Source organism: Sphingobacterium paramultivorum (genome assembly GCF_014109745.1).
GTDB classification, from domain to species: Bacteria; Bacteroidota; Bacteroidia; order Sphingobacteriales; family Sphingobacteriaceae; genus Sphingobacterium; species Sphingobacterium paramultivorum.
Genome location: NZ_CP058555.1, coordinates 3,768,233 through 3,788,583, shown reverse-complemented (window position 1 = coordinate 3,788,583; position 20,351 = coordinate 3,768,233). Strand labels below are relative to the sequence as shown.

Below are 20,351 nucleotides of genomic sequence, written 5' to 3'. Positions count from 1 at the left end.
TAAAAGATGATTGCATGAAAAGACAAGCTAAGTTCGTTCATCATTCATACGATTACCCGAGTTGTGTCGTTGCATAGGTGTTTTCAACGTAGGATCTAAAATTTTCGAGTATGGCTTGCCATCCATTACGTTGCATATCAATTGGATTTTCCGTTTCTGCATCAAAAATTATCGTGATATCCGTAGCAGACTTTTTTGCATTGAAGTTGACTTCAACATGACGGCCATCAGGCATAACATAGGCTATTTTTTTAAAGGGGTCAAGCGCGGTATAGCTGCCTTCAAAATCGAAGCCCATGGATCCATCTTTTGCCTCCATGCGGTTTTTGAACTTTCCGCCAATGCGTAAATCATTGATTGAGCTTGTACAGTGCCAATCATCTGAAGCATGGTTCCATTGCATGATATCTTCGGCTGAGTTATACGCATTCCAGATCGTTTCTACGCGTACGTTGATATGGGTTTCAATCTTTATCTGTTCCATATAATGTATGATGTTTTCTAAGTTAATAACAGGAAAATTTGGGTTTTGTTATATCTATCGCCAGATAATTATCAATATAAAATAAAAAGTGTAAAGTTGAAACTTATTTTAGCTCAACCAAATAGTTTTGATTGAGTTTTGTTAACTTTAAGCTATTTAACACTTAAATACGATTTATATGTCCTCCAAATTGCTTGTTATCTTCTTTTTTCTGTTTTCACCGAGTTTGATTTTTGCGCAGCAATATAAAACGACAACCGACGTTGCCTATTGTAAACCTGATGAACCAGATTCTTATAAGAAAGAACGTTGTAAATTGGATATCTATATCCCGACTGATCGTAAAAATTTTGCTACCATCGTATGGTTTCATGGAGGTGGACTAGAGGAGGGAAATAAATTTATTCCACTTGAACTTAAAGAGAAAGGTGTAGCGGTTGTAGCGGTAAATTATCGGCTAAGCCCCAAAGCGAAATCGCCGAGCTATATTGAAGATGCTGCTGAGGCTGTTGCATGGACATTTTCACATATTGCCAGCTATGGTGGAGACCCCTCAAAAATTTATGTGTCGGGGCATTCTGCAGGCGGATACCTGGCTTTAATGGTTGGTTTGGATAAACATTACCTTCAAAAATTTGGTGTTGATGCAAATAATATAAAAGGGCTGGCGCCGATTAGTGGGCAAACAAATACGCATTATACAATTAAAAAGGAACGTGGTCAATCTATGGTGATCCCCCAGATTGACCAGTTTGCACCACTTTCTTTTGCCCGGAAGGATGCACCGCCAATTCTCCTGATCACCGGCGATCAACAATTGGAAATGGCCGCACGGTTTGAGGAAAACGCGCATTTGGCAGCGATCTTAAAACAGGTTGGGCATACCAAAACCTCGTTGTACCAACTGCAGGGTTTTGATCATGGAGGAGTGTATGCACCCGGTTGCCTATTGATGCTTAACTGGATCAAAGGACTCGAAAAATAGTTTTTATGTGGTCAGGCCGAGAATCGGAAATACATCAAATCAAAATATTATAAACAAAATAAGAAATATTACAATTGTACATTCGTAAATTCTACCGAAATTTACCTCCAAAGTAGCACATCTCTACTTTTCAAATTTAATCCGTTATGTGGGCAAAACGCAATATCGTATTTGTAATCTGTATGCTGGGGCTTTTTTTAGCACCAAATAGGTTATTTGCCTGCCACGAACCGTCCGAAAAGCCAAAACAGGAAGAAAAATCCTGTTGTCTTGATGAAAGACAACATATAAAAGACGTCGGAACAGAAGATTGTTGTAAAGATGAAAGAGCTGAATCGCCACAATCTGATCACCATGGGGATGACTGTGGTAAACATTGTGGCGAAAAATCATGCCGCACCTCCCTGCAATGTAATCCTATTGTTTCAGTGATCGAAGCTCAGCTTATTTTACCCTTACATGCTGATGCATTAAACGCTTATGCGCGTTATAAACAACCTTATTGCGCAGATGCCTATTTTTCCATTTGGCAACCTCCTCAGATCGCTTAATGTTAGACTGATAGCCTATGCTATGTCTGTTTGGATCGGTTTCTCTATCCAAAACCCCGTTTATTTAGCTTATGAAAATCCCTTTGAATCTATCGGATTCAATACGCAAATACAGTAAATCGCTGTAGAAGGGTTTTTTCGTCAGTATTCTTTTATATACTACATATCATAATCATGAGATTAATTTCATTACTTGGTTTGGTAATCCCTGTATTACTATCCACCCAACATACACATGCACAAATTAAAAATGCAAAGACAGCTACTGTAAAGATTTTTGGAAATACTCCGGCTGTTAAAACGATCATTGAAAAAGAAGGCAAGGACGGACAATTTGCTAAAGTTGACTGGAATCAGACAACCAAGCTAGCAGTTGTTACCTACGACTCTTCAAAAACAAGCGCGGATGAGGTCCTTAAGCGTATTGCATTGGCGGGGTTCGACAATGAAAAATTTCTGGCTCCAGATGATGCTTATATTCAATTGGCAAAAGCTGAACAATATGAACGAATCTTAAAACCCGCATTAAAAAATGGTACTGAACATCAGGTTGATCATACGAACCATGGCCAGGGCGTACAAACAACAATTCAACCTTCGGCGAATACAAAATCAGCCGATGAAAAGACCGCGTTTGCGCTGTTGACAAATCCTTATTTTGCGCTAAAGGATGCTTTGGTGAAGACAGATGCGGTGGCGGCTGCAGCTCAGGCAGAGGCATTTCAAGCAGCAATCAAAGCTGTCGATATGAATAAACTTAGCCATGATGAACATACCGTATGGATGAAGGTTATGAATAAGCTGGCAACCGATGCGGCAGGTATAACTAAAAATAAAGATGTGGCTAAGCAACGTGTGGCTTTTGCATCTCTTTCAAATACGTTGTATGAGCTTCTGAAGGTGAGTAAAGTGGATGGACCTATTTATTATCAGCATTGCCCCATGTTTAATGAAGGCAAGGGAGCGCATTGGTTAAGTAAGGAGAATGCCGTGAAAAACCCATTCTTTGGTGCACAAATGATCAGTTGTGGAAGTACAGTAGAAACGTTAAACTAATCGGCTGCGTTATGAATTATTTCCTAGCTATCCTATCGGTTGTTGTGTTGTCTTTAACGGCCTGTAGTGGTTCACAAACGAATACCAAAGCTGAAGATCGAATAGTTTCGACTGATCCTGCTATCAATTTGCCTGTACAGTCCGTTCAATACAAGGTGGGCGATCTTGTGCCTACAGCACAAGTTTGCATGGTGAATGATGCTTTTATGGGGAAAAAACAATTGCTGGTCAGACACGAGGGTAAGGATTATTATGGCTGCTGTGAAATGTGTAAAAAGCGCATACCCCAAGAAGCTGTGGTACGTGTAGCCATCGATCCTTTTTCAAAAAGAGAAGTAGATAAGGCGACGGCTTCCATCGCAATTACCGGCGATCAGGGTGAAGTTTCCTATTTTGAAAACGAAGCAAACTATCGAAATTACATTAAAAATCTAAACCTATAAATACACTTAATTATGAAAAAGTTTATGCTAATTGTGGCGACGGCTTTGATATTCGTTGCATGCAACAATTCAACATCCAAAAATACACATGCAGATCATATGGTCGCTGTTGCTGAGGATACCGCAACGATAGCTGTAGACAAAGGCAAAGGCGATACCGCTTTGACTAAAGAAGAGGCGGCCGGCGTAAGTAATACCGCTGCAAAAATAGAATCATCCACTGAGAAAGTTAATCTAAAAACAGCAAGTAATCCTTTTGCAGGCTTATACAGTGCCTATTTCGAACTGAAAGATGCATTGGTTAAGGATAATGGAGCGGCTGCACAGGCAGCTGCGAAAGGAATCCAGGCTGCCATTGAAAAAGTTAATAGCGAACAATTGGATGCTGTTCAAGGAAAGCTTTGGAAGGAATATCAACGAAAATTGGCTTTCGATACAGAACATATCGCTGGAATTAAGGAAAATGAACATCAGCGGGAGCACTTTGTGACCCTTTCCAAAAATATGTATGTGTTGATGAAATCTGTCAAACCTGAAATTACGGTCTATTATCAACACTGCCCTATATATCGTGATGGAAAAGAAGCCAATTGGTTGAGCACACAAAAGAAAATTGAAAATCCTTATCTAGGTCAATCAATGCCCACCTGTGGATCTATCGTAGAAACAATACAATAAAACAATGAAAGGCTTATTCGAAGGACTGCCTAGTTTACATCCGCTATTGGTGCATTTTCCGATTGTACTTTTGTTGATGGCGTTGATCAGTCATATTGGTGCCTTATTGTTAAAAAAACATCGACGTCCTTTCACTGTACTGACTTTTGGATTGTTGTTATTGGGAACACTTGGAGCGCTTGCTGCAATTCATACCGCAACCCATATTTCAGGCGATGCCGATGAAGGAGCCTTTGCGGTTTTTGAGATCCATCAACGTTTTGCCTGGATCAGCTTTTGGCTTGCAAGTAGTACAACAGTCCTGCATTTTGTTGGTTTGCGGAAAGATACAGGTGCTTGGATAAACTATTTGATATTGATTTTGTTGATAAGTTTATCGGTGACACTATTTATCACAGGGCATCACGGGGCTAGACTGGTCTACCAATATGGCGTAGGACCGATGGGAAATGGAATACTAATCAATTAAATGAATGAACATGCGTAAAAAGAGTAATATATTAACGGTTGTTTTATTATTGATGACACAACTGACAGTGCTGGCCCAGAAAGTGGTTCGTCATGACCTTTATGTACGGGATACCATTGTCAATTATGCCGGCAAATCAAAACGGGCAATCGCTGTAAACGGACAGATTCCGATGCCTACCCTGACTTTTACTGAAGGAGATACGGCGGAAATTGTTGTTCACAATGAGTTAAAGGAGAGTACGTCGCTACATTGGCATGGTATTTTTCTGCCGAACAAAGAAGACGGTGTGCCACACCTGACGCAGGAACCTATAAAGCCGAATTCGACTTATACCTATCGCTTTCCGATAATCCAGCACGGTACACACTGGTATCATTCGCATTCCGGCCTGCAGGAACAGATCGGTATGTATGGTAGTCTTATTCTCAACAAGCGTGCAGATGATAAGACTTTCCGGAAAGGAATTGATGATTTACCCACGATTCCGGTCATATTGAGTGAGTGGACAAATTATAACCCCAATAACATTCAGCGGATGCTACACACGGCCAACGATTGGGCCGCGATAAAAAAAGGGGCTACACAATCGTACGTTGAAGCTTTTAAAGAAGGGAAGTTTAAGACGAAAGTTACGAATGAATGGAAACGTCAGCTGGCAATGGATGTCAGTGATGTGTATTATGATAAGGTCTTGATGAACGGGGCTCATTCCACGGATTTAAAATCGGTGAATGGTAAAGCTTTGAAAGCAGGAGATAAAGTGCATTTACGAATTTCCAATGGCGGTGCTTCGTCTTATTTTTGGCTGCGCTATGCAGGTGGCAAAATTACCGTTGTTGCCAATGATGGGAATGATGTGGTACCGGTGGAGGTCGATCGATTAATGATTGCCGTATCGGAGACTTATGATGTCGTTGTAACAATCCCAAATGAAGGTACAGCTTACGAATTCATGGCAACAACAGAAGATCGAACGCAATCTGCGAGTTATTTTGTCGGAAATGGCATCAAACAGTTGATTTCTCCACTTCCCCGCCTTAAATATTTTGAAGGCATGAAGATGATGAACGATATGATGAAGATGAATGGGGATCTCAATGATATGGGCATGAAGATGAGCTTGAATCAGATGGATATGAATGTGGTGATGTATCCCGAAATTACAGGTGATGGAAAGAAAAAGGAAGATCACAGTAAACATAGCGGTATGGATCATGGACAAATGAAGATGGAAGAAGATCCAAATCGTTATAATGCTAATGCATTGGGCGATATTGTAACGCTAAACTATGCGATGTTGGAATCTCCCCAGGCGACGGAACTGCCTAAAGAAGCGCCGATACGAGATCTTAAATTTACGCTTACGGGAAATATGAGTCGTTATGTATGGAGCATGGACAATAAAATTCTCTCTGAAACGGATAAGATACCTGTAAAAAAGGGTGAGGTATTGCGCATTACCATCTATAATAATTCGATGATGCGTCATCCAATACATCTGCATGGCTTTGACTTTAGACTGTTGAATGGAAAAGGATCAAAAGCGCCATTGAAAAATGTGGTTGATATCATGCCGATGGAGACGGATACGATCGAATTCTTAGCAAATGAAGAAGGTGACTGGTTTTTTCATTGCCACATCCTGTATCATATGATGGCTGGGATGAACCGCGTGTTTGCTGTGGACGATTATAAAAATCCCAATCTTCCAGACAAAGCCAAAGCCTATAAGGAATTGCAAATGGAAAGTAATATGACCCATTTTATGGCGCAAAATGATTTTGCGACCAATGGAAATGACGGTCAGGCCATGTTTCAGAATGCGCGTTGGCAGCTTGGTTCCGAATGGCGATTAGGGTATAACGATATGCATGGCTATGAGGTGGAAACCCACCTGGGTAGATACTTTGGGAAGATGCAATGGTTTATGCCATTTGTAGGTTTTGATTATCGTTATCGCCGTATGGGAGAGGATGAACATGAGAAAAATATTTTTGGACAGGCCAATAAAAAAGATAGTCGCAAAGCCTTAAGTCTGGGTTTTATGTATACTTTACCCATGTTGGTCAATTTTCAGGCGGAGGTGTATCACGATGGTATTGTCAGATTGCAGCTGATGCGAGAAGATATTCCGATCGCTAGAAGAATCCGTGGTGATTTTATGGTTAACTCGGACCTTGAATATATGGCGGGACTAAATTATGTCATCACCAAAAATATGGCTTTTAGAACGCATTATGATAGTGATATGGGTTTTGGTGTGGGTTTGTCATTAAATTATTAAAAGCGTAGATTTTATTGGAGTTTTAAAGGGGGCTTTGCGATGCAAAGCCCCCTTTTCTTTTGCCATTAAAAGAGAGGATAAATGGAGGACATCTTCTGAAATAATACTGATTTTATTGGTATATCATTGGGAATTAAATCGGACTTTAGACGCTTTTATCCGAATGAGGTCCCTATAAGGTCCGTATAAGGTCCCTATAAACTCCCCATTATTTATTCCTTTCTTCTTCACGGTGCTGCCTGTAAAAAAGAGGATAGGTTCGATTCTTCTTGCGCAATGGCGATCCTGTTTTTGGTAGCGGGAAATAAAGAAAAACCCCAGAAATCATTGATTCCTGGGGTTTTATTTTAGTGTGAATTTATGACGACTAAAGTTTTTGATCGCTTAAATCATCCATTTAAATATGCTGGCTCCCCAAGAGAAACCGGCACCAAAGGCGGTTAACATGACTAAATCACCGGTATTTAATTTTTTAATATTTTGCCAGATACATAGTGGAATCGTGGCAGCAATGGTATTTCCTAGGTATTCGATATTACTTAACGCTCTATCTTGTGGTATATTAAGACTACGCCCAACGGCATCAATGATGCGCTGATTAGCCTGATGTGGGATTAACCAATTGATATCTTCAATCTGTAGGTTGTTGCGTTGCAAAACCGTATTACAGGCATCGCTCATAGACTGCACAGCATGTCTAAATACAGTTTTACCATCTTGTTTCAGGAATCTGTTGTCGTTAACAGGAAGATTGCTGTCGATTGGATACAAAGAACCGCCGGCTTCAATTTTTAAAAATTCTTTTCCCGCTCCATTGCTACATAGATAGGCATCCATAATTCCACCTTCTAGAGATGGCTCAAGCCATATCACACCAGCGCCATCACCGAAAAGAATATTGGTTGATCGGTCTCTTAAATCGACATAAGTACTGATGTTGTCGGCTCCGACTACGAGTACATTTTTATAACGTCCAGTCTCAACGAGAGCAGAAGCCATATCTAAGGCATATAAAAATCCAGAGCACGCAGCATTGACATCAAAAGCCCAAACATTGGTAAGACCTAATTTTTCTAAAATGATATTTGCTGTTGCCGGCATAGGCATATCAGGTGTAGAAGTCGCCACAATTAGGGCATCTACATCGTTCAGATTTTTATGATATTGTGTTGCCAAATCTTGTATAGCTTTTACAGCCATGTCTGATGTGGCAAGATTTTCTTCTAAAATTCTCCGCTCCTTAATACCTGTGCGTTTGATAATCCACTCATCGGATGTATCGCAAAACTGCTCCAAATCTGTATTCGATCTTTTATTCGGTGGAATATATCCGCCAATACCAGTTATTGCTGCATATGGCCTGCTGGGTATTCTCTCAGTCATAAATTAATGTACTCTATTCTCTCTCTTATTATATAGCTATCCTATTAGGAATTACTCGTGTGTCTTTTGCGCCGTAAAACTACGGTTAATTTATGCGATTAATAAGTGAAAAAATTGATTTTTGACAAAATAATTACGTTTTATCAGCATTTTTAACTGTTTTTTACGTATTACCTATACTAATCTTTTAATCGGTCTTTATGAGGCGGAATTAAATATTGAATGTGCTTGTTTTTTCAGAATTTTAATCTAATGAAGTCCGTCCGAATTGGAAAATAGTCTAGTTGCTTTTTGTGTTTCAAACCATTAGGAGGAGAGTTTTGCCTGTTCCAAAAGTTCAGCCAAAATGACTATTCCTTCTTCGATCAATTCCTCTAATAAGGATCCGTAGCCGAGTCGTATTCCGCCAAAAACATTTTCTCTGCTGTAGTTTTCGGGATGCGGTATATGTACTGATCTTTCCTTTAATTTTTGGAATAAAAATGCCCAGTCGATTTGATGTTTAAAAGATAGCCAAACCGCCAATCCCCCTTGTGGAGAAATATAGTTCACATGATCCTGCAGATGTTTGTCCAATTGGGCGATCATAAAATCACGTTTCCTTTTGTAAAGCTGTGTTGCTTTTCGGATATGTCTACGAATTGTTCCATCCTGAATGAGTTCCAGTACAGCTTGCTCCATAATATTGTCACCTTGGATATCGATGATGTAGCGAAGTTCGGTAATCTGCTGGAGCAAATGCTCGTTTCTCGTCGCAAGATAACCGATACGGAGTGCTGGTGCGACAACTTTGCTCAGCGTACCAATGTAAACTGTATTGATCAGTTCCTGCTGTGAAGCGAGCGGGTAATAGGGAACTTGTTCAAAATGAAATTCGTAGTCGTAATCATCCTCGATGATCGTGAAGTTATATTGGTTGGATAATGCTATTAATTGTGATCTCCGTTCTTTGCTTAATGTGACAGTGGTTGGATACTGTCGATGTGGGGTAAGGTACAGCGCCTTAATATTGCTCTTTTTCAATAAATGAGGCAGTAGTTCTTCAACGATAAGACCATCGGTATCGACAGGGATAGGAATCAATTTCGCGCCGGCTTTTTCAAAGATCTTCCAGGCTGAATGGTATCCAGGGGACTCTACAAAGATATAATCATCGTGCTGTAATAGGCATTGGGCGACCAAGTACATGGCCATTTGGCTTCCACGACTGATGCATAGCTTGTTTTTATCGATGTGCATGTTGCGTTCGATGTTGAGCATATTGGCGATTTCTTCACGAAAATCTAGATGACCTCGGGGATCGGCATATCCCATCATTTTCCAACGTGCGCTACGTTTAAAAATTTGGCGATAGGCCCGTCCGAGCTGTTCTACCGGGGCAATCTTACTGTCTGGATTACCGTCATCGAATATAATGCGTGTTGGAGGCTGATGATCAGATAATTCGATCTTTTGTGCAACATATAGGTTCGAGCCATAAGGTAATTGGGCCGCTACAAATATACCTCTACGTGCTTGACTAACCAGCCAGCCTTCACTCAACAGCAACTGTATGGCATCAATTACCGTGTTTCGGTTTAATTTTAGTTGGGCTGCAAGAGATCTGCTACTCGGTAAGGCCGTTCCCTTCGGCAATCTACCAGATTGAATATCAGCAGCAATGTTATCCGCTATTTGGATGTAAATCGCTTTTGAAGAGGATCTGTCAATATCTATCGTTAAATTCCAAGGTCTAAGCATGAGGCTGTTGTATCGGGTAATTGTTCAAATATACAATTGTTCTGCAGGATTAAAATACATTCGATAGATGGCGCATGAGCAGTGCTGCGCTATTCTATTTAAGATGAGTTATTTTGTTTATTGCCTGTGTCGGCTGGACTAGTAATAAATAACCATCTTGGACTAGGAATGAAAGGGGATTTAAGTGGATTTTTGAGTTTTACTAATTCTAAGTCATTCATGAAACCATTTCCCGTTTTTGAGAAAGTTGATATTGCGATCGAACGAGCCCTTGGTTGCTTTGTCTATGATAAACAGCAGCAGGCCTATCTAGATCTCTATGGTGGTCATGCCGTTATTTCTGTTGGGCATAGTCATCCGCATGTTGTTGAGCAAACTATACAACAGATGAACAAGATCGGATTTTATTCAAATGCAGTTACAAACGATCTTCAGGATCGTTTGGCCGAACGCTTAGGCAGTGCCTGTGGTTATCCGACGTATGCTATTTTTTACAGTAATTCGGGAGCTGAAGCAAATGAAAATGCACTGAAGTTAGCTTCGTTCCATACGGGAAGGAGGAAAGTATTGGCGATGTCCAATGCGTTTCATGGGAGAACCTCAGCTGCGGTTGCGGCAACGGATATCCAGTCAATTCGTGCACCATTAAATGAAAGTGAACAATTTGTCTTTACACCTTTCAATGAGATCTCCAGTTTGAAAAAACAATTGGAAACGGAAGAATATTGTGCGGTCATTATTGAACCTATTCAAGGTGTCGGGGGAATTCATCGGGCAAGTACTAGTTTCTTACAGGAAGTAAGAGCAATTTGCACGAAAACTGGGACCATGCTTATTTTGGATGAAATTCAATGCGGGTATGGGCGCACGGGACTTTTCTTTGCACATCAGCATGCTGGGATAGAAGCCGATCTAATTACGGTGGCCAAAGGGATTGCAAATGGGCTGCCGATGGGGGCAACAATTATTTCGCCTAAGATAAAGCCGGTCATAGGGCAATTGGGTACTACTTTTGGTGGTAGTCATGTGATCTGCGCGGCAGCTCTGGCTGTACTTGATGTAATTCAAAAGGAGCAATTGATTGATAATGCCGCAGCTGTAGGTGAATTTTTGTTGACAGAATTAAGAAAAATTCATGGCGTGAGTGAAGTTAGGGGGCAAGGTTTGATGATTGGCGTAGAGTTTGAAAACGATATTCGACATCTGCGGGATGTACTTCTGTTTTCTGAAAAGATTTTTACAGGATATGCAGGACGCTATACCCTCCGTCTATTACCGCCGCTGTGTTTTACCATAAATCATGCGGAGACTTTTTTGAAGAGCCTACGGAAGCTTGTGCTCAAAGAGAAACTAGCCTATGATGTTTCGGGATATTGATTAGCCTCTCTATTGATTTTGTGCAAAGTTTTAATGAAGGATTCTCCAAATTAGCTGTCGCGCTTTGATAAATGTCGTAAAAGAAGTAATTTCACATCTAGCGTATTTAATCAGTAATAGCTTATAATACATTTCATGACAACAACAAAATGTTTGCCTACAGCGGGTTTAGTGAGTATTAAGGAAGATAAATTATTATTAGCGTATAGCAACAATAGAAAGGCATGGTATCTGCCGGGTGGAAAGATTGATGCGGGGGAGGAAGCTCTGCAGTCCCTTCGTCGCGAGATTTTAGAGGAGCTAAATATCAATCTGGATCCGGATAAAATATCCTATTATTGCCATGTTACAGCCCCGGCATACGGGCTTGTGCCGGAGGTTATCATGGAACAAGATTGTTTTCTGTATCCATTAACAGAGCAGATCGAACCCAGTAATGAGATTGGCGCCGTTCGTTATTTTTCACACCAAGAGTACCAGGAAGAACCTATCCAGGTCATTGGCGTTTTGCATGTGTTTGACAAGTTGAAGGCTGACGGATTGATTTAAAAACCCTGTCGCTACTAGATTCCGTAGCCTTCATTGAGACAGCTTATACCTTTTGTGTCTTTTAAAGGAATAATTTTCTGGCTTTTGGTATCCATGCGCCATGCCTTGACGATTTTGTCGAAATATTCTTTGCTTTCATCGACCCGGCTAATGGCTATAATTTCACTGTTTGGTTTGTCACCTTGCTTGCAGTTGCATAAGCTGAGCTGCTCGTTGGACTTCAGTTTTTGGATATTGATGGTATCCAAAATCTTGTATTTGACTTTACCTTTGCTATCATCGGGTAACAATTCCTCTAAAATACAAACACCATTTTTGGCATTTGTAAAATAGCCGGCAGCAAAGCGATAGTCCCCATGTGCATTCTTGTCGGTTTCAATAAGTGCGCCAGTTGCGTAGGTATAAGATTTTAATTCAGCAATTTCATTGATCTCACGGAATACTTTCCCATATAAGGGATTTTTCTGATCGTTAACGGTATTGAAACTGGACCAACTGCAGATGGATAGAACCGCAATGGGTATAATTAGTATGTATCTCATAGTTTTCAACAATTAAAAACGTTATTAAGTTAACAAATCTTTCTGTTAACTTAATAACGTTTTTAATTCAGCACTATTGTGTCGAATGAATTTACTAAAACTAATTGCGCGTTTATTTAGCCTGTGTTTCTTGCACCTTTTGAGATTCTTTATATACTTTACTGTCCTCGTCATCCATGTCCATGTCGAGATCCTCTTCTTTGTATTTTCCCATTTTTAAGTGAAAGTTATCTGGAGTGCCCGTAATTCGCATAGGTATCCCAAAGATTCCAAAAGGAGGTAAGCCCAGTCTAAAACCTAGGTTCATACGTCCGTCTAAAGTCACTTGACCTTCAAAGCGAGGCCTGAATCCCATCATTCTCATTTTCGTGCGTTCGATGGTCATCACATTATTTTTGATGTGGGATTTAATAACAACTTTTTTTACTTCGCCATCCTTCAATTTTTCCTTGGAGGTAGATTGACTAATTCCATTGAGTAGTTTGAAGCCTCTGAACTTAATCTGATTTAGCGTTAAGGATCCCTCGCCGACGATAGAAGGCATTACTGGTTGCATATTGCCATTCAATAGGCCACCCAATTTGTAATCCAATGAAACAAGGCCATAAGCATTTTTAGCAGAGCTAACCATTTCTCTGAACATCGGTATCTCTTTGTAAGCGCGTTGAATATCAAAGCTGTCGGCTTTCACAGCATAATCAAAACTTGCTCGACGTGGATTTATGGGACGATAACTTCCGTTCATATCTACTTTCAGTCCCGCGAGTTCAAAGTTTGTCTTATTCAGTGTCATCTTACCTTCTTTTACCTGTAGGTCCCCTTTGAAATCTTTGATATTCATTTTGTTATATGATATGGCGTTGACAAGCCCTAAGACCTGAACGTCCAAATTTTTGGGGAGAAGAACCACACCGCTTTCGGAGGAGCTTGTTGTTGTAGACGAACTAGGGGCGGCAAAAACCATAAAATCATCCACATTGATTTTCTTGCTGCTGAGTGTAAATTGACCTTTTAACGGTGCTTGACTACTTGTTGCATAATTAATAATATTGTTGAGGTATCCTTTGATGGAAATATTATTCTTAGCATAGGCAACCAGGAATTTATCGAAATTCATTTTCTCCTGATTAAAACTGAAGTTCCCACTTCTAATTGCAATAGGCTGTGGAAGCATGTCGGACTGAACTTGGATATTTCCAATACTTAACCGACCGCTATTTTGGAGTCGGTTATAATGACCATTGGTGGCATCGCTCTGTAAGCCTTTTAAACTGAAATCTGTATAGATAAAGCCATCGACATTGGTGCCATCCAATGCAAAGAGTTTATAAATAGGGCCGAGATTGAGCTTACCCTTGGACTGTATGTTGTATTTGATGTTATTGAAGTTCTTGAGGTCTGCATTCAAGAAAAAAGGTTCACCCGCAAATGTAAATGATACCGGTAGAATTTTGATATTCAGATCTCGAAGTGAACCTTTTTCGCTATTGACAAAAGCTTCGACCTGAATATTTTCCATCGGGATAGGATAATCATTTGACTTGATTAACCCATTCTTCATCACGATGGACGTATTGGTTTCGGGAAAAATGTTTCGTTTGAGATCCACATAACCTTTTGCTATGAGGTTGACATCCACCAATCCTGCCAATTCGACTTGTTTAATTGGGTAGAAATTTTTGATATCTGCTAAATTAAATGATGCCTTTAAATCCGAATTGACTGCAATTTTATTAAAATCTGTTATTGAAATAAATCCTTTTATATAGTTGTTAAGTGCCTGAACAGAAATGTCATGGATTGCTATTGATGCACTTTTTAACTGGCCATCGGGATCCTTTGCTTCCAGACGATAAGCAATTTTGTCCAATCCTTGTGGGAGGTTAGCCAATTTGAATTTACCATCTACGAGTGTATTTTTGATATCAAAAGTAGGAATGGATGCGACGTATTCCTGTTCGCGTTTTTGAAGTCCTACCTTACGAATAGCTTTGGCGTATGTTCCGTCGATTTTTGCGTCAAGATTCCATTTCCCACCGAAAGAAAAATCGGGAAACTGTAGCGAGGCATGGAGTTTATCGAGATTAAGATCACTTTTTATGTTGGCATGCACGGTTACAGGGTGTAAACCCGCAATGTTGCCCTGTGCATTGAAATAGCCTGAAGCAACTTTAAAGTCAAATTGTTTAAGATCAATTTGTAGCGAGTCCGGATTCAGTGCCGGCAAGTCTATCCGTAATTTTGCGTTCCAGTCTGTTAGCGGATTGGTGGATTGTTTATACGCGAGAAAGCCATTGTTGACCATGAGCCCAAGTGAAAGATTAGGCATTTTGTTGTTGTCGACAATATAATCACCTTCTAGATTAACAAAAACCTCAGATGTACCTTTCACGGAGAGGTCCTTGATCCAAGAAGCATAGCTATTTGGGACTAATGAAAGTAATTCGGCCAGGGTACTTTCCTGTGATTTTAATTTAAAATCAAGGTGATATCCATGGGATATAAATGACAGGAGCCCTCTGAATCGAACCGGTAGCTGGTTAATCTTGATATCGTTTCGTTCAAATACGAATGACAAGTTGTTGGTATTGATACGTGTAAGTAAATTGGCATCAATTGATTTTCGGTCCACATATAGTTCGTTGTCAAAAGAGAAGGAGAAAGATGCAATTTTTGCCCGTGTATTTAAGTCAAATATATTTGACATGAGATCCCCTTTGCCTTCATATTCCAAATCCTTTGCTTCTATCTTAAGCGGAATAGAGCGGTCTTCGTAATGTAGATTGGTTTTTTCCAGTTTAATCAGTTGGAAGGCTAAAGCACTGCTTTCGGAATTGTCTTGTGTTTTTGTGGAATCAGCGGGGCTAGATTTATAAATATTGTAATTGGCATTACCCAGGGAGTCTACCAGGATGTTGATCTTTCCGCTGTTCACGATAAATTTATCGATGACAATTTTGGATTTGAGCAGGCTCATCAAATCCACACCAAAACTTACTTTCTTTGCGGCAAGTAGTGTATCGTTCTTAAAAGGTTCGGCACCTTTTAAGAAGACATCATCCATCGACGCTGTCAGCAGTGGAAACTGGTCAAAGAAGGTTAATCTCACTTTATCGTAGTTTAACTCGCCCTTGATATGTTCGTTTACCAGTGATTTGACCTTGCTATTGACTTCATTTTCGAATATATAAGGGATGGATAATATGCTGATAACGAGTAAGACTATGATGCTTGCAAAAACGATAGCGATACGTTTCACAACCTTTATAAATGTAGCTTTTGACACTTTGTAATTTTTTGTGGTTACAAAAGTCAGAAAATTATTATTAATCTCAGTTATATGATGCATTTATTTTGAAAAGAGCTTGGATTATGTCGTTTTTCATTGACAAAAGGCTGGGTTAGAGCCTTTCTTATGAACTTGTTTGCTAAAGCTTTGGAAATTTTGATGTATTTTTGCGCCGTGAAATTTCGATTTAAAAATGCCGAACAGAAAAATAGTATTATCCTGATTGTCTGTTTGTTGTTGTTGCTGCTGGTAGGAGGGGGATTGCTCGGTGTTATCCATCATAAAGTTGATCGTCTTAAGAAAAGAATCTTGATCGATTTTGCCGATGAGAATATGTTTCTTGTCAAAAAGCAATTGGAATTGCTACAGCAGGATCTGTACCTTTCTGAAAAAAAAATATTGGAACAACCCACTTTTGATCCAAAGGAAAGTGGTGATTCCTTATTGGTCATTATCCCGGTTGGTCAACCTGATTATATGAGCCATAGGATGCTAACATTGTTACGGACACGAACAATAAATCATCGGTTATATCATATCTATATGGATATCGAAAAGCTGAATGCTTATTTTGCGAAGCTCAATTTCGGAAGGCGGGCTTATTTTGAGATCTATGATGACCGCGGCATCTGTGTGTATTCTCCTGATAATCGAAAGTGGGGAAAGAGAAATACTGCCGCTGTGTCAAAACAGGGGCAAATTGTTCAGTCAGATTTTCTGCAGCTGGACGTGATGGTTAATTCCTATCCCTGTAACATTCTGTTTGTTGGTGGCGAAATCAAGGTGTATGTTCTCTTGTTGAGTATCGAAGAGGAAATTCAGGAATTGTTGACCTATAGTATCTTGCTCGGTGTAGGGTTGATGTTGGTGGCGATGGTATTGATCTATTTTAATGTTATGGAGCGACGCAAGATTCAACAATTGAAATTGCTGGCCCTGAAGCAGGAAAATGAATATACGCAGATGCGTCTTGTACAATTGCGACAACAGATCAATCCACATTTTCTCTTCAATACATTTGGGTCGCTTCAGTACCTGATCGGAAAAGACGATGAACTGGCTAAGTCTTTTATTGGAAAGATGACCAAGGTTTATCGTAAAATGTTGCGTACAGATGAGGCAGAATGGTCTACACTAGGGGAGGAACTGGAATTGGCCAAAGCCTATTTCTTTTTGCAGCAGGTGCGGTTCGGCGCGGCATTGCAGGATATGGATATAAATATTCCAAGAGAATTATTAGAACAGAAAATTCCACGTTTGGGTTTGCAAATGCTGATTGAGAATGCAATAAAGCATACACGCATTTCGAAAGAGAATCCGCTTACTATTCGTTTAATCTATATACCCGAAACCAACCTGCTGGAGGTTAGCAACAACTGGCAGCCTAGACAGGGAGCAGAGCTTGAAGGTGAGGGGTACGGGCTCAATTATTTGTCATCCATCTATAGTTACTATGCCATGGCAGGTTTTCATTTCGGGATAGCGTCGGGGCAATTTATTGTGCGATTACCACTCGCATAATGCTGTATATGAATAATGAAATTGGAGGTGTCTACGTATTCATGTTTTTATAGTGCGTGTTCATCACTCTGAATTGCGTGTTCATCCCTTTATGTATTATTCTGTACAATATTTTTAACAAATTTGGCTCTTAATCCAGCGGTTTTAGTTTGTGATTAGCCTAATCTTATCCCATAAAATGCCAAGGTCTTTATAAAGTGCAACTTATGATTGACCTCCATGGAATAGATGCAATTACTTTCTGATTCAAAATCCGAAGCTAAAACAGGCTTAGGATCAACAATGGATATTCGGTTGATGTTACGTCGTCACCAGTGAAAAACAAATAGAATGCCACGAGCTCATTTATGCCTTTGAAAGCGAGCTCAAAAATAATTATTTGATGAAAAACACTTATACTAAGCTAGCCATTGGTCTTTTATTTTCGGCGGGTCTAATGCAATCTTGTTCATTATTGCAAACAGTAGGTTTAAGAAAAAAAGAGACGGTTACTTCTGCCAAAGATTCTACGGCAAAGAAAGATTCTACAGCTGCATACGACAAATTGTTGAAAGATGCGCGTGTGGATAGTGGAATGTTTACTGTGATCCGTAAAGAAAACAACTACTACTTTGAAATTCCATTGAAAAAGATGGGGCAAGATATATTGTTGATCCAAAAACTATCTTCTGTACCGTTGGCCTTGAATGAGGCTGGGGTAAACAAAGGGATGAATTATGAAAATAAGGTCATTCGTTTTACCCATCGTAAGGAGAAAAAAGAAGTGTGGGTTTCGGAGATTAAACCGCAGGTCGAAGTACCTAAGGGTGATGCGATTGCGGCTTCAGTTTATGATAACTACCGTCCTTCTTATATCGAATCTTTTAAGATTGAAAGCTATTCAAAAGATTCAAGTGCCGTGGTGATCAAAGTCAATAAAGTATTTGACGGTTCAGAAAAAAGCTTTACGGATGTGTTTACGTCTTTGGGTTTGGGAACTTCACCTAAAACGAGTATATCTACCGTTGAAGACATTAAATCCTATGCGAATAATATCGTTGTGAAGTCTGTATTCTCTACCAAGGTGACTGAAGGTAATGAATCTGTGCCGGTTTCTTTAGAAATTACAAGTAACCTTTACGAATTGCCTGAAAATCCTATGGTTGCGCGGTTTGCAGATCCAAGAGTAGGTTTCTTTACTTCACCACGTTGGTATTTTAATGATAAACAACAGGAACTGGATAAGAAAAATCTGGTCAATCGCTGGCGCTTAGAACCGCGTGACGAAGATAAAGCGCGGTATCTGAAAGGGGAGTTGGTCGAACCAAAGAAACCGATTGTCTTTTATTTAGATCCGGCGACACCAAAACAGTGGCGACAAGCGATCATCGATGGAGTTCATGATTGGCAGGTTGCCTTTGAAGCTGCTGGTTTCAAAAATGCAATTCTGGCCAAACAACAGCCGGATAGTGTCAAATTTGATCCCGATGATGCCAATGTATCCTCGATCGTTTATGCCGCATCTGCTCAGGCTAATGCCATGGGACCTTCAGTGGTCGATCCGCGCTCGGGGGAGATCCTTGAAGCCGATGTGATCTGGTGGCACAACGTCATGACGATTTTAAATAGCTGGATGCGTATACAAACAGGTATAGTAGATACATCGGTACGATCCAATGTGTTTTCGGATGAAAAAATGGCACATGCCATTCGCTTTGTTTCTTCCCATGAAATTGGCCATACTTTGGGTCTTATGCATAACATGGGCTCCTCGGCAAGTTTTCCTGTTGATTCATTGCGTAGCAAAAGCTTCACCGCCAAAATGGGGGGGACTGCTCCTTCAATTATGGATTACGCTCGTTTCAATTATGTGGCACAACCCGAAGATGGTGTGGAACAGATTACTCCCGTGATCGGTGCTTACGACAAGTATGCCATTGGCTGGGCTTACCGTTGGTATGGCAAAACGCAACCTTGGGATGAAATTCCTTTGTTGAGAAAGGAAATTGACAGCCATGTACATGATCCTATTTACCATTACGGTGAACAGCAAGATTCTAAAAATATCGTTGATCCGCGGGCTCAATCGGAAGATCTTGGTGACGACGCGATGAAAGCTGGTGAATATGGCATGCTGAATCTGCGTCGTATGATGCCTAATATTATCAACTGGACCACTAATGTAGGTGATGATTACTACCGTGCCGGTAAATTATATATGGGTGTAGTCGGACAATGGTACGCGTATGCTGACCATGTCTTAAATAATATTGGGGGTATATACCTGGAAAATGCTGTTTTGGGCGATCAAAAAGATGCCTATAGTCCAGTACCAAAAGACAAACAAGTACGTGCTTTGGAATACCTCAAGAAGAATGTCTTTTACATGCCTGAGTGGTTGTTCGTCCCAGAGCTGATGGCAAAAACTTTTCCATTGAAAGATTCACCAATAGGACCATTTGAGTATGCTCCTTATAACTTACAACGTGAATTTCAGTATGCCATGTTGTATAAACTGGTCAACGATGAACGTTTGCTGCGTATGGTTGAGATGGAAAATCTTTTTGGAAGTAGAAAAGCATGGAGTGCACCTGAGTTTCTAACTTCTGTACGTCAGACGATCTTTGCTAAAACCATCAGTGGACAATCGTTGGATCTTAAAACACGGATGCTACAACAAAACTATGTGGATGTTCTGATGGTATCTACAAACAAATCCATGGAGAAATTAAATGCGAAGAAACTGGCAGGCATTGAGCAACTGGTTGAAGCGACACAACCTGATCTATGTTTACATCCGCAACATGCATCCTCTTCACAAACGGGACTTCGGAATGTACATGTCACTGGCATGATACGTACTTCCGATATGTTGACCTATAAACGTGCTGAACTATATGAGATTTACCAGTTGTTGAAACAAAAGCAGCGGACAGGTGACGCGACTACAAAATCGCATTACATGGATCTTTTACTACGTATTGCAAATACCTTAGAATTAAACTAATATATTAACAT

The 20,351-nt window shown here is 40.2% G+C and carries 16 protein-coding genes; 11 read left to right on the top strand and 5 right to left on the bottom strand.

Annotation, left to right across the window (positions count from 1 at the left end):
• Nucleotides 1–52: 52 nt before the first annotated feature.
• Nucleotides 53–484, bottom strand: a complete 432-nt coding sequence (locus HS960_RS15925) for an SRPBCC domain-containing protein (protein WP_153847900.1) — start codon at nucleotides 482–484, stop codon at nucleotides 53–55.
• Nucleotides 485–662: 178 nt separating this feature from the next.
• Here HS960_RS15925 and HS960_RS15920 point away from each other — a divergent pair, with 178 nt between their 5' ends.
• The 7 genes from HS960_RS15920 (at nucleotide 663) to HS960_RS15890 (ending at nucleotide 6,953) form a co-directional block, all read left to right on the top strand.
• Nucleotides 663–1,469 carry an alpha/beta hydrolase gene (locus HS960_RS15920; protein WP_153847901.1) on the top strand — a complete coding sequence of 269 codons (807 nt, stop codon included), beginning with the start codon at nucleotides 663–665 and terminating at the stop codon, nucleotides 1,467–1,469.
• 146 nt (nucleotides 1,470–1,615) lie between these two features.
• Entirely contained in the window at nucleotides 1,616–2,020 is a 405-nt protein-coding gene (locus tag HS960_RS15915; RefSeq protein ID WP_153847902.1) for a hypothetical protein, read from the top strand.
• A 174-nt stretch (nucleotides 2,021–2,194) separates the two neighbouring features.
• Complete coding sequence (locus HS960_RS15910; RefSeq protein WP_182330024.1) at nucleotides 2,195–3,076, top strand: DUF3347 domain-containing protein; 882 nt, start codon at nucleotides 2,195–2,197, stop codon at nucleotides 3,074–3,076.
• An 11-nt stretch (nucleotides 3,077–3,087) separates the two neighbouring features.
• Nucleotides 3,088–3,519 (top strand): hypothetical protein, encoded by a 432-nt coding sequence (locus tag HS960_RS15905; protein WP_159731919.1) that lies wholly within the window; start codon nucleotides 3,088–3,090, stop codon nucleotides 3,517–3,519.
• Between the two features lie 12 nt (nucleotides 3,520–3,531).
• Nucleotides 3,532–4,197: a DUF3347 domain-containing protein gene (locus HS960_RS15900; RefSeq protein ID WP_182330023.1), complete on the top strand. Its 666-nt coding sequence runs from the start codon at nucleotides 3,532–3,534 to the stop codon at nucleotides 4,195–4,197.
• 4 nt (nucleotides 4,198–4,201) lie between these two features.
• Complete coding sequence (locus tag HS960_RS15895) at nucleotides 4,202–4,666, top strand: DUF2231 domain-containing protein (protein WP_182330021.1); 465 nt, start codon at nucleotides 4,202–4,204, stop codon at nucleotides 4,664–4,666.
• A 10-nt stretch (nucleotides 4,667–4,676) separates the two neighbouring features.
• A complete protein-coding gene (locus tag HS960_RS15890; RefSeq protein ID WP_182330019.1) occupies nucleotides 4,677–6,953 on the top strand; it encodes a multicopper oxidase family protein in 2,277 nt (758 codons plus the stop codon).
• Nucleotides 6,954–7,337: 384 nt separating this feature from the next.
• Here HS960_RS15890 and HS960_RS15885 read toward each other — a convergent pair whose 3' ends face one another.
• Together HS960_RS15885 and pdxR are read right to left on the bottom strand one after the other, a co-directional pair.
• The gene (locus tag HS960_RS15885) at nucleotides 7,338–8,336 is read right to left on the bottom strand and encodes a beta-ketoacyl-ACP synthase III (protein ID WP_159731913.1); all 999 of its coding nucleotides are present in this window, start codon (nucleotides 8,334–8,336) and stop codon (nucleotides 7,338–7,340) included.
• A gap of 306 nt (nucleotides 8,337–8,642) precedes the next feature.
• Nucleotides 8,643–10,076, bottom strand: coding sequence for a MocR-like pyridoxine biosynthesis transcription factor PdxR (gene pdxR / locus HS960_RS15880; protein WP_182330018.1), 1,434 nt, complete (start codon nucleotides 10,074–10,076; stop codon nucleotides 8,643–8,645).
• A gap of 219 nt (nucleotides 10,077–10,295) precedes the next feature.
• Here pdxR and HS960_RS15875 point away from each other — a divergent pair, with 219 nt between their 5' ends.
• Together HS960_RS15875 and HS960_RS15870 are read left to right on the top strand one after the other, a co-directional pair.
• The gene (locus tag HS960_RS15875) at nucleotides 10,296–11,453 is read left to right on the top strand and encodes an aspartate aminotransferase family protein (protein WP_159731908.1); all 1,158 of its coding nucleotides are present in this window, start codon (nucleotides 10,296–10,298) and stop codon (nucleotides 11,451–11,453) included.
• A 135-nt stretch (nucleotides 11,454–11,588) separates the two neighbouring features.
• The gene (locus HS960_RS15870; RefSeq protein WP_088160369.1) at nucleotides 11,589–12,002 is read left to right on the top strand and encodes an NUDIX hydrolase; all 414 of its coding nucleotides are present in this window, start codon (nucleotides 11,589–11,591) and stop codon (nucleotides 12,000–12,002) included.
• 14 nt (nucleotides 12,003–12,016) lie between these two features.
• On the opposite strand, the gene HS960_RS15865 is transcribed toward HS960_RS15870, so the two are convergent.
• On the bottom strand, nucleotides 12,017–12,544 hold the full coding sequence (locus tag HS960_RS15865; RefSeq protein ID WP_153847911.1) for a hypothetical protein: 528 nt from the start codon (nucleotides 12,542–12,544) through the stop codon (nucleotides 12,017–12,019).
• A gap of 112 nt (nucleotides 12,545–12,656) precedes the next feature.
• Nucleotides 12,657–15,830 (bottom strand): AsmA family protein, encoded by a 3,174-nt coding sequence (locus HS960_RS15860; protein WP_182330017.1) that lies wholly within the window; start codon nucleotides 15,828–15,830, stop codon nucleotides 12,657–12,659.
• A 129-nt stretch (nucleotides 15,831–15,959) separates the two neighbouring features.
• Here HS960_RS15860 and HS960_RS15855 point away from each other — a divergent pair, with 129 nt between their 5' ends.
• Both HS960_RS15855 and HS960_RS15850 read left to right on the top strand, forming a co-directional pair.
• On the top strand, nucleotides 15,960–17,354 hold the full coding sequence (locus HS960_RS15855) for a sensor histidine kinase (protein ID WP_182330016.1): 1,395 nt from the start codon (nucleotides 15,960–15,962) through the stop codon (nucleotides 17,352–17,354).
• A gap of 382 nt (nucleotides 17,355–17,736) precedes the next feature.
• Nucleotides 17,737–20,340 carry a zinc-dependent metalloprotease gene (locus HS960_RS15850; RefSeq protein WP_182330015.1) on the top strand — a complete coding sequence of 868 codons (2,604 nt, stop codon included), beginning with the start codon at nucleotides 17,737–17,739 and terminating at the stop codon, nucleotides 20,338–20,340.
• Nucleotides 20,341–20,351 lie beyond the last annotated feature (11 nt).

What these genes read in the sequence shown, in the direction of transcription:
- HS960_RS15925 (WP_153847900.1), bottom strand. Translation starts at nt 484, where the DNA reads ATGGAACAGATAAAGATTGAAACCCATATCAACGTACGCGTAGAAACG.
- HS960_RS15920 (WP_153847901.1), top strand. Translation starts at nt 663, where the DNA reads ATGTCCTCCAAATTGCTTGTTATCTTCTTTTTTCTGTTTTCACCGAGT.
- HS960_RS15915 (WP_153847902.1), top strand. Translation starts at nt 1,616, where the DNA reads ATGTGGGCAAAACGCAATATCGTATTTGTAATCTGTATGCTGGGGCTT.
- HS960_RS15910 (WP_182330024.1), top strand. Translation starts at nt 2,195, where the DNA reads ATGAGATTAATTTCATTACTTGGTTTGGTAATCCCTGTATTACTATCC.
- HS960_RS15905 (WP_159731919.1), top strand. Translation starts at nt 3,088, where the DNA reads ATGAATTATTTCCTAGCTATCCTATCGGTTGTTGTGTTGTCTTTAACG.
- HS960_RS15900 (WP_182330023.1), top strand. Translation starts at nt 3,532, where the DNA reads ATGAAAAAGTTTATGCTAATTGTGGCGACGGCTTTGATATTCGTTGCA.
- HS960_RS15895 (WP_182330021.1), top strand. Translation starts at nt 4,202, where the DNA reads ATGAAAGGCTTATTCGAAGGACTGCCTAGTTTACATCCGCTATTGGTG.
- HS960_RS15890 (WP_182330019.1), top strand. Translation starts at nt 4,677, where the DNA reads ATGCGTAAAAAGAGTAATATATTAACGGTTGTTTTATTATTGATGACA.
- HS960_RS15885 (WP_159731913.1), bottom strand. Translation starts at nt 8,336, where the DNA reads ATGACTGAGAGAATACCCAGCAGGCCATATGCAGCAATAACTGGTATT.
- pdxR (WP_182330018.1), bottom strand. Translation starts at nt 10,076, where the DNA reads ATGCTTAGACCTTGGAATTTAACGATAGATATTGACAGATCCTCTTCA.
- HS960_RS15875 (WP_159731908.1), top strand. Translation starts at nt 10,296, where the DNA reads ATGAAACCATTTCCCGTTTTTGAGAAAGTTGATATTGCGATCGAACGA.
- HS960_RS15870 (WP_088160369.1), top strand. Translation starts at nt 11,589, where the DNA reads ATGACAACAACAAAATGTTTGCCTACAGCGGGTTTAGTGAGTATTAAG.
- HS960_RS15865 (WP_153847911.1), bottom strand. Translation starts at nt 12,544, where the DNA reads ATGAGATACATACTAATTATACCCATTGCGGTTCTATCCATCTGCAGT.
- HS960_RS15855 (WP_182330016.1), top strand. Translation starts at nt 15,960, where the DNA reads ATGAACTTGTTTGCTAAAGCTTTGGAAATTTTGATGTATTTTTGCGCC.
- HS960_RS15850 (WP_182330015.1), top strand. Translation starts at nt 17,737, where the DNA reads ATGAAAAACACTTATACTAAGCTAGCCATTGGTCTTTTATTTTCGGCG.